1 protein-coding gene is annotated in these 1,014 nt (G+C 67.9%); it reads left to right on the forward strand.

Features of this window, described 5'->3' with window-relative positions; all coding sequences use genetic code 11:
• Nucleotides 1-1,014: condensation domain-containing protein (locus ACZ6NC_RS41990; RefSeq protein WP_465739158.1), on the forward strand; the 1,014-nt coding region annotated here is incomplete at both ends.

The raw sequence follows: 1,014 nt of genomic DNA on the forward strand, positions 1-1,014 counted from the left end.
CTGCCGCTGACGGCCAACGGCAAGCTCGACCGCAACGCCCTCCCCGCCCCGAACTACACGGCCACCACCGCAGGACGCGCACCCCGCACCCCCGAAGAAGAAACCCTCTGCGCCGTCTTCGCCGACGTCCTCGGCCTCCCCACCGTCACCATCGACGACAACTTCTTCGAACTCGGCGGCCACTCCCTCCTCGCCGTCACCCTCGTCGAACGCCTCCGCAACCACGGCCTGCCCATCGACGTCCGCACCCTCTTCGCCTCCCCCACCGTCGCAGGCCTCACCACCACCACAACCCACCACGAAATCCCCGTCCCCCCCAACCTCATCCCCACCAACACCACCACCATCACCCCCGACATGATCACCCTCGCCGACCTCACCACCGACGAGATCAACCACCTCACCACCCAAATCCCCGGCGGCGCCCCCAACATCGCCGACATCTACCCCCTCGCCCCCCTCCAGGAAGGCATCTTCTTCCACCACCTCATGGAGGCCGACACCGGAACCGACGTCTACGTCCTCCCGGCCCTCATGGCCTTCGACACCCACCAACGCCTCACCGACTTCCTCACCGCCCTCCAACACGTCATCAACCGCCACGACATCCTGCGCACCGCCATCATCTGGAACGGCCAACGCGAACCCCTCCAGGTCGTCACCCGCAACGCCCCCCTCCCCACCCACACCATCCACCTCCCCCACAACACCGACGACAACGACACCACCGGCGCCGACACCGCCACCCGACTCCTGACCGCCACCGGCCGGTCCATGGACATCACCCAAGCCCCCCTCCTACGCGCCTACACCACCCCCGAACCCCACACCGACCGCTGGCTCCTCGCCCTCCACATCCACCACCTCATCCAGGACCACACCGCCCTCGCCATCGTCCTCGACGAAGTCCGCGCCCACCTCAACGGACACCAGGACCAACTCCCCACCCCCCTCCCCTTCCGCGACTTCGTCGCCCAAGCCCGCCTCCGCATCCCCCGCGAAGAACACCAGAAG

The sequence above is a fragment of the Kitasatospora sp. NPDC041988 genome (assembly GCF_055588525.1).